The 8,483-nt window shown below is 47.0% G+C and carries 6 protein-coding genes; 2 read left to right on the forward strand and 4 right to left on the reverse strand.

The window, feature by feature from the left end; all coding sequences use genetic code 11:
* Positions 1 to 675, forward strand: a 675-nt coding sequence (locus IQ263_RS27085) for an EAL domain-containing protein (protein WP_194071152.1), incomplete at its 5' end; no start/stop codon positions are given.
* A gap of 48 nt (positions 676 to 723) precedes the next feature.
* On the opposite strand, the gene IQ263_RS27090 is transcribed toward IQ263_RS27085, so the two are convergent.
* Together IQ263_RS27090 and IQ263_RS27095 are read right to left on the reverse strand one after the other, a co-directional pair.
* Positions 724 to 903: a hypothetical protein gene (locus tag IQ263_RS27090; RefSeq protein WP_194071153.1), complete on the reverse strand. Its 180-nt coding sequence runs from the start codon at positions 901 to 903 to the stop codon at positions 724 to 726.
* A 102-nt stretch (positions 904 to 1,005) separates the two neighbouring features.
* Positions 1,006 to 5,562: a PAS domain S-box protein gene (locus IQ263_RS27095; RefSeq protein WP_194071154.1), complete on the reverse strand. Its 4,557-nt coding sequence runs from the start codon at positions 5,560 to 5,562 to the stop codon at positions 1,006 to 1,008.
* Between the two features lie 230 nt (positions 5,563 to 5,792).
* Between IQ263_RS27095 and IQ263_RS27100 the strand changes: the two genes are divergently transcribed.
* Positions 5,793 to 6,095 carry a hypothetical protein gene (locus IQ263_RS27100; protein WP_194071157.1) on the forward strand — a complete coding sequence of 101 codons (303 nt, stop codon included), beginning with the start codon at positions 5,793 to 5,795 and terminating at the stop codon, positions 6,093 to 6,095.
* 1,265 nt (positions 6,096 to 7,360) lie between these two features.
* Here IQ263_RS27100 and ndhO read toward each other — a convergent pair.
* Positions 7,361 to 7,576: an NAD(P)H-quinone oxidoreductase subunit O gene (gene ndhO, locus IQ263_RS27105; RefSeq protein ID WP_194071155.1), complete on the reverse strand. Its 216-nt coding sequence runs from the start codon at positions 7,574 to 7,576 to the stop codon at positions 7,361 to 7,363.
* Positions 7,577 to 7,755: 179 nt separating this feature from the next.
* Positions 7,756 to 8,483 (reverse strand): DNA-formamidopyrimidine glycosylase (locus IQ263_RS27110; RefSeq protein ID WP_228050397.1); only part of this gene is annotated, 728 nt, incomplete at its 5' end.

Consider the following 8,483-nt stretch of genomic DNA (forward strand, 5'->3'; position numbering starts at 1 on the left):
CCCGATGCCCCATGCCCCATGCCCCATGGCCAATGGCCAATGCCCCATGCCCGATGCCCGATGCCCGATGCCCCATGCCCGATGCCCGATGCCCGATGCCCGATGCCCAATTACCAATTACCAATTGTCGATCCTTCACAATTAACAATGAGCGTCAATCTTTCTCCCAAACAGTTAGGTTTGCCGAATTTAATCGAACAGATAGATAAAATTTTGACAGAAACAGGCTGCGAGCCGAGCTGTTTAAAATTGGAGATTACTGAAAGTGCCATCGTAGAAAATGTGACGAAAGCCAATATTGTGCTGAGCCAATTAAAAGGTAGAAATATTCGATTGTCGATCGACGATTTCGGTACTGGCTATTCGTCTTTGAGTTACTTGCACCGTTTTCCGCTGGATACGCTGAAGATCGATCGCTCTTTTGTGAGTCGGTTGGGGGCCCTCGAAAACGGTGACGGCGGGGGTCAGCCTTTGCAGATTGTGCGGGCGATTGTAACTTTGGCTCACAATTTGGGATTAAATGCGATCGCCGAAGGTGTGGAGACAGCCCAACAGTTAGTACAGCTTCGGGAATTAGGCTGCGAATTAGCTCAGGGATATTGGTTTTCTAAACCTTTGGACAGTGTAACGATGACTGAAATACTGATAAATTTTGGTTCGATTGTTGAGACTTGAGTAATATGATGTGCGATCGATTGACTGATATCAATTCCGGTTGCACTCCTAGTGATGTTGAGTGTTGAGTGTTGACTGTTGAGTGTTGACTGTTGACCCTTCGACTACGCTCAGGGCGACGCTGTTGACTGTTGACCCTTCGACTACGCTCAGGGCGACGCTGTTGACTGTGAATCGAACAACTGACAATGGCACCGAGATCGGTGGTGAATTGTCAAAATCATTCATGAATTGCCCTCTAATTTATCACCTGACGATGCAGCCGGAAACGATATGATTTAAGATTGGATCGCGCGTGCGGACTCAATTCCACACGCGCGATCGAACTGTTTAATTAGCTTTCAACGGAATCTCGATCGCAAATTCAGCACCTTGTCCGGGAGAAGAAGTGCATTTCAGCGAACCTTTGTGTCTGTCGGTAACAATTTGATAGCTAATTGACAAGCCCATTCCAGTACCTTTTCCCACAGGTTTAGTGGTAAAAAATGGGTTAAAAAGTTGAGTAACGACAGCATCTGCTATTCCCACCCCATTGTCAGCAATCCGAATCAAAACGCGATCGCCCTCCAGCATTTCCGTTTTAATGGAAATCGTACTAGGATTTTGCCGCATTTCCTCAGCAGAACGCCGCAGATCCCTTTCTTCCAAAGCATCTAAAGCATTGCTCAGAACATTCATAAATACTTGATTTAGCTGTCCGGCATAACATTCTACCAACGGCAACTTACCGTAGTCTTTAATCACCTCAATTTCTGGATGATTGTGTTTGGCTTTTATCCGATGCTGCAAAATCATCAGAGTGCTATCTATGCCGTCGTGGATGTTAACCGCTTTCATTTCGGCTTCGTCCATGCGGGAGAAGGTTCGCAGAGATGCTACAATTTTCTGAATTCTATCTGCACCGACTTTCATCGAAGAAAGCAGTTTGGGCAAATCACTCATCAGAAAATCGAGTTCAATAGCTTCTACTTCTTCTTGAATTTCCGGGACAGGATCGGGATAGTGGTTTTGGTAAAGTTCGATCAAATGCAGCAAGTCTTGAGTATAGTCGTTGGCGTGGCTGAGATTGCCGTAAATAAAATTAACCGGATTGTTAATTTCGTGGGCGACTCCTGCCACGAGCTGACCGAGAGATGACATTTTTTCGCTTTGAATTAACTGCGATTGAGCGCTGGTTAACTTCTGCAAAGTTTGCTCTAATTCGCGAGCTTTGTTGCAAGTTTGGGTGTAAAGATCGGCTTGGTTGAGGGCGATCGCCAATTGAACTGTAACCGCTTGCAATAATTCTACTTCGCCCTCGCTCCAGGGTCGCACAGCAGCGGAGTGGGCGCAGCTAACAACGCTCACTACTCCCGAAAGTGCCTGCATCGGAATTGCCAACACTGATTGGTAGCCCAGAGAGTTAAGAGACTCGATCAAAATAGGGTCTGCGAGCGCTCCGACATCATCTATTTGCAGCGTTTCTAGACGCAACATCTGTTCTCCTATAGTGCCGAAGTCAGAAGCTTTATAGCAACCTATTAACTCAGAAAGTTCTATTCTGCGAGATTCTTGAATAATTTCCCAAAAACCCTCTTCTTGTTCGCTGCGGTACCAGCAAAAATAGCACCTATCGATCTGCATGAAAGCCCGAATTTCTTGGACGGCGACTGTAATAATGCTGTCGAAGTCGAGGGAATTGCGGATTTGAGCTGTGAGAATGTTGAGCAATTTTTCTCTATCTGCTTGCTGCTTGAGTTGGGCTGCAGATTGCTTCAAGGCAATTTCTGCTAGCTTGCGATCGGTAATGTCTTCGGTGACAGCTAATAGATATTGCGGTTGGCCATCAGTATCAAGTATTGATGTTTTCTTAGTATGAAATATCCGCAATTCTCCTTGACCTGTTTCAATCTCTTCTTCGCTGATTTCTACAGTTTGCCCGTTGTTGAGAACTTCTCGATCTTTGGCGGTGAAAAAGTTAGCTTGTTCTGTGGGAAAAAGGTCGAAATCATTTTTGCCCGTAACTTCTGCTGCGCTGAAACCTAGCAAGTCTTCGGCGACGGGGTTCCACAGTACAAACCGCAGTTCTTTGGCTTCCTTGGCAACCACTGCTACGGGTATGGTTTTGAGGACTGATTCCATAAAGTTTTGAGTGCGTTGCAGTTCTGCTTCTGCCTGTTTGCGATCGCTAATATCTCGGACGTTGGCAATGATATTAACATTGCCGTTGAGATGAATTCTGGATAGGGCAATTTCTGCATCAAAAGTTGAACCGTCGTTGGGACGCCTCGCTTTCCATTCCACGCGACCTGTTGCGCCAGCTAATACTTTTTCCCAAAGTTCTTCAATTTTTTCAGCGGAATTGTCCCTCGTTGAATAGTCGTTTTTAATTGATAAATTTGTTGCTTGTTCGGCGCTAACTTCGTACATTTCTAACATTCGATTATTGACATCGAGAATATTGCCTTCTAAATCGTGAATCAAGATAGCATCGTAGACATTATTAAAGATGGTTCGCAGGTTTTGCTCGGAAACTTGGAGGGCTGCTTCTGCCTGTTTGCGATCGCCAATTTCTTGTTCCAACTGAGTGACTGCTTGAGAAAGTTCGGCGGTGCGATCGCTCACTCTGTCTTCTAACTCGGCTGCTGCTTGCCGCAAGGCTGCTTCGGCGGCTTTGCGATCGGTAATGTCGATCGCCGTTCCGAACAGTTTTACCACCTTGCCACTGGCATCGGTTTCAGCTTTGCCCAAGGCGTTGAGATGCCGCAGCGTGCCGTCGGGACGGTAAAAACGGTAGTCAAAATCAAAGGGAATACCCAAGGCAAGTCCTCGCTCTACTTCCGTCCTCCACAATTCCAAATCTTCTGGATGGATCTGAGCGACTTGTTCTTTTCTGGGGGGTGCTGTGGCAGCCGGTTCGAGTCCGAAGATGCGGAAAAGTTCTTCTGACCAAGTGAAGGTTTCGGTGGCTGCGTCGAGTTCCCAATTGCCGACGTGGGCGAGTCTCTGGGCTTCTTTGAGCTGCCGCTGGCTGTCGCGGATGGCGGTTTCGGCAACTTTGCGATCGGTAACGTCGAGGAATACGCCGCAAAATACGATTTCGCCGTTCTCGCTGCGGGTGGGCATGGAGTCGCCCTGCCACCAGCGAATTTCGCCGTTTGGCTTGATTAACCGCCCTTCGTAGTGCCAGGGAGAGAAGTTTTCAACGGCTTCGTTGACGGAAGCGATGTAGCTTTCCATGTCTTCGGGGTGGATGCGGGAAATGAAGGAAGTGATGTCTCGCATCATTTCTGCCGCTGTGATGCCGCTGATATCTTCGATACCGTCGCTGGTGTAGTCAACTCTCCATACTCCATCGCGGCTGGAAAATTGGAACAGGGCTCCGGGGATGGTGGCTGCGATCGTCCGGAACTTGGCTTCGCTGGCGCTGAGGGCGCTAAAAGTCTGGCGCAGTTCGGCGGTGCGGGCTTCAACTCTGCGTTCTAGTTCGGCGTTGGCGTGTTGCAATGCTGCTTCGGCGCGCTTGCGATCGGTAATGTCGGTGGCTGTACCGGTGGTGCCGAGGAAGTTTCCGGTTTCATCGTACAGGGCGATCGCATTGAACATCAAATGTTTGATGCTACCGTCTTTGGCAATTTGGGTGCTTTCGTACTGAAAAACTGATTCTCCCGTAAGCAAACGGGCGAAAACAGCTAAATCTTTCTGGGCTTGTTCTGGTGTCACAAAATCGGAGAATGGCCTACCGATCATTTCTGCTGGTTCGTAACCGTAGATATACTTAACTGCTGGGTTGACGAAGGTGTAGCGCCCAGTCGCATCGACAGACCAAATCATGTCTTGAGAAGTTTCTACCAGCCTGCGGTATTTGGTTTCGCTGGCTTTGAGGGCTTCTTCTGCTGCTTTGCGTTCCGTCATGTCGCGGGAGACGCCGACTGTCATGGTGATTTGGCCGTCTTGATTGCGGATGGGTGTTTTGACGGTGCTCCACAGCCGCACTTCTCCGTCGTAGCGCGTCACCGGTTCTTCGGCAATTTGCAGGGTTTGTCCGGTTTCAAATACGAAGGCGTCATCTTTAATGTACTGGAGAGTGTGGTCAGGTTCGGCGAAAGGTGCGTCTGTGATGCCTTGCAGTTCCTCTTGACTCATGCCGTAATAGTCGCGGAAGGCTTGATTTGCCCAGACGATTTTTGATTGAGGGCCTTTGACCAATACCATATCGGCGATCGAGTCGAGAATTTGTTGATATTTTTGCTCGCTTTCGCGGAGTTTCTGCTGGGCCAATTCGATTTCTGCGATTTGTTTCTGGGTTTGCAAGTGCAGTTCGGCCTGAGAAATTGCAACTGCTAAATGGTCGCCTACTTGTCTGGCAAATTCGATTTCGTCTGCTTGCCAATCGCGGGGTTGACCGCAGGAGTGAATGCACAGCAATCCCCACAAATGTTGCCCTTGTAGCAGGGGTACGACTAAGTTTGCTCTGATTTGAAATCGCTTGAGGATTTTGAGGTGACAGGGACTCAACCGGGCTTTGTAGATGTCGCTGACAGCTTGAACGTAACCTTTGGCGTAGTTGGCTGCAAATTGTTCACCGAAGCAGTGGTCGTGGACTTTTGCGCCCAAGGAAGGGCTGTATAGGGGCAGTACGTCTTCTGAGACTACTTCGCCGTCGTTCCAGTCGGATTCGGGAAGGAAGCGGTAGACGGCGACTCGATCGGCATTTAGGAGTTGCCGGACTTCGGTGGCTGTGATTTTGAATATTGTTTCTAAGTCTAGGGATTCGCGAATTTTGCTAATCACTCCCATCAGCGCTTGCAGCTTTTTGAACCAGGTTTGAGACTGCATATCTCTTTCTAAGCGAATTAATTTTTCCTGCAGGTTGATTACTTGTTGATACAGGTATTCATGAAACATAATGCTCTTTTTTTAGTTATTTTGCGGTTTGGTATCGAGGTAAGCTGTTGTGCATCCCAATTATTTATGGTGATTGAGGGGGGTAGAGGGGCCCTTCGGCTTCGCGAGCGGGTAAAGAGGGTCTGATGAGGATCGGAGGAGAAGATTTTTGATCGATCGTCGAAATATATAATTTAAATGCACAACACCTGAGATGGCATCCCCACAGTGCTCTGCAAGTTGAATCTGGTATGGAAGAAGGAAGTTCGGCAACGAGCAATGTACGGGATGTAACGGATGTAACGGATGTAAGTCCGTCGGAAGATGGAAGAAGGAAGTTCGGCAACGAGCAATGTACGGGATGTAACGGATGTAAGTCCGTCGGAAGATGGAAGATGGAAGATGGAAGATGGAAGATGGAAGATGGAAGATGGAAGATGGAAGTCGCAATAAAAGCAAGGGTTTCAGCAATTAAGAACGTCTTAACCATCGGGCGCGGTTGCGATAAATCACAAGAGCAAAGGGCAAATTCTCCTCCTTCTGATAGCAGTTAGCAGCGAATGAGGCTGCATTTCCGTATTTTTTCTAGATTTGCAGGTCGATCGAGCATCCTAATTCCGTATATTTACTGATCAAGCGGGCGATCGGTGACTTCCTACGGCATAAATTGCTAATGATTGAGAATTTTACTCACAAAACTTATACATAAACCCCGGTTTCTTAACCCGATCGCATCAGGGAAGAGCCGAAAGTGGCAGCGAGAAAAGGGGTTTCATCGCCCGACGGGGCCCAAAGTCCTGACTAATTTTGACATTTTTTCCGATCGCCTTCAATGGCAATTGTTACTCTTTTATTATGACTGCAAACTCGATTGATGGTTTCCTGGGTTTTGCGATCGAATATCCTGTTTGGAGCGCCTCTATTAAAATTTGTTTAAATTTAGCCGATCGGCTTTTCTCTAGTTTTCGCTAATACTCGATTCATCTGCTTTAAGTGTGATTTTATGCACTTTTGGGAGCATTGGGAGCTTTTAGATGATTTGCCACGCACTTAAATTATTTTATGTTATCGATTTTATTTGTTAAACTTATTAAGATATATAGCCTTTCGAGTTCTCATAGGAGGTACTAAGCCTTTGCTCATATAGATTGTGTATGGCAATTGAGCGGGAGAGGGGGAGAAGGGGAGAGGGGGAGAGAATTTGACAATTTTTGATTGTCATCAAAATCTACAATTTAAATGCACAACAGCTTATCCGGCATAAGGCATATCTCACCACCATTGAGAACCGCTATATGAGACAAGATTGCATACATCTGCGATCGATAGCGAGACTGCAGATGCAAGACTGATGCAGCGCAGAAGACAGCAGATGTATGCAATAGAATAGATAAGTATCGTGTCCGCTCGATTATCATAATAAAAACGGTTAGTAGTGCGGAATTAAGTCCGCAATACGAATCGGTGTCAACTTAATTCTTGCTTGCAGGAGGAGTTTTTAGGATCGATTTAGTTTCCTCAATACTTTGTCAAACCTGTTTTTATGAATCTATAAGATCAATTTCGGTTGCACCGTCAGGTGATTGTTGACTGTTGACTTTTGACTGTTGACGGGCGGGTGGAAAAACTGAATGGTTGAGTGTTAACTGTTGACTCGATTTTATTATTCCGATGCAAGCGGGAACGACATAAAAGCTGCTTTTAAGAATTAGTTTAATGGCGATCGGGCGCAGATTTGGTACTCTACGTTATATAAAAATAAGGTGCGCGGGGCGCACCCTAGGTTAAATTCAAAACAGTGATGTTTCGTTTCTATCGGTTAGTTAAAATCTTCTAGTTGGTCTACGCGCAGCCAAATATTCGGGGTGGGGACTTTGCCGAATTTGACGAAGGCGTAGTCGCCGCGAACATCCATTACTTCGCCTTTTGTTTCAAATAGATAGGAGGAAAAGCGCGGATCGCTGGCTTTGGCTTCTAGGCTGTTTTCCAATTTTTCGCGAATTGCGCGGACTGTGCTACCTTTTTTGATTGCCATGACTTGCTCTGTTTAGTTTATAAAAGTATACAAATTTTAAGGCGGATTTGGCTTTAATAGTAGAGTCAGCGCTTGAAACCGCAACTACAGGAACGAAGTCTGCCTTCGCAGACTGAAGAGTCGGAAGCTGAGATTTGGTATATCGATCGAATCTGATACAAAATCTGTTGCCGAAATTATTATTTCTGGCACGCGGGGCAAAAATGAGTCGATCGCCCTGCTAATTTTATCTTTTCAATAATTGTAGAGCAAGTGCGGCAGGGTTGACCCGATCTATTGTACACCCAAGCGACACCGCCGTAGTTGCCGTTTACACCTTGGACGTTGAGAAAATTACTGAAAGTGGTGCCGCCGGAGGCGATCGCCTGCTGTAAAACTTGAATAATAGCTGTATGGATGCGCTCAATTTGCTCTGCTGTCAAATCGGCGCACAGAGTTGTCGGCATCACTCCCGACAAGAACAAAGTTTCGTCTGCGTAAATATTGCCCAAACCCGCTACCAGTGACTGGTCTAGCAATGCTGTTTTAATTGGTCGCGCCCGTCGGTGCAGCTTGCGGGCCAAATATTCTGTGGTAAATTCCTCTGAAAACGGTTCCGGGCCTAGGAGTTTGAGGCCGGTAACTGTGCTTTCCACTTCTGTTTCTGCGGGCACGTACCACATTTGCCCGAAGGTGCGCTGGTCTACAAACCGCAGTTCTCGGTTTCCTTCAAAAAATAGCCGGACTCGCGCGTGTTTTGGCAGGGGTTCGGATTCGTTCACCCACAGCAATTGTCCGGTCATCCGCAGGTGAACCCCCAACCAGCCAGCTTTTGAAGGCAGAAGGGAGAAGGAAGAAGATTTAAGAGAAGAACTGAAAGTTTGAGGTGAGAATTCTCCCACTCTCCCACTCTCCCACTCTCCCCCTC

The organism is Tychonema sp. LEGE 06208 (assembly GCF_015207505.1).
Classification (GTDB): domain Bacteria; phylum Cyanobacteriota; class Cyanobacteriia; order Cyanobacteriales; family Microcoleaceae; genus Microcoleus.

Excerpts from the sequence above, each read along its gene's own strand:
- IQ263_RS27100 (WP_194071157.1), top strand. The coding sequence starts at position 5,793 with ATGGAAGAAGGAAGTTCGGCAACGAGCAATGTACGGGATGTAACGGAT.
- IQ263_RS27090 (WP_194071153.1), bottom strand. The coding sequence starts at position 903 with ATGAATGATTTTGACAATTCACCACCGATCTCGGTGCCATTGTCAGTT.
- IQ263_RS27095 (WP_194071154.1), bottom strand. The coding sequence starts at position 5,562 with ATGTTTCATGAATACCTGTATCAACAAGTAATCAACCTGCAGGAAAAA.
- ndhO (WP_194071155.1), bottom strand. The coding sequence starts at position 7,576 with ATGGCAATCAAAAAAGGTAGCACAGTCCGCGCAATTCGCGAAAAATTG.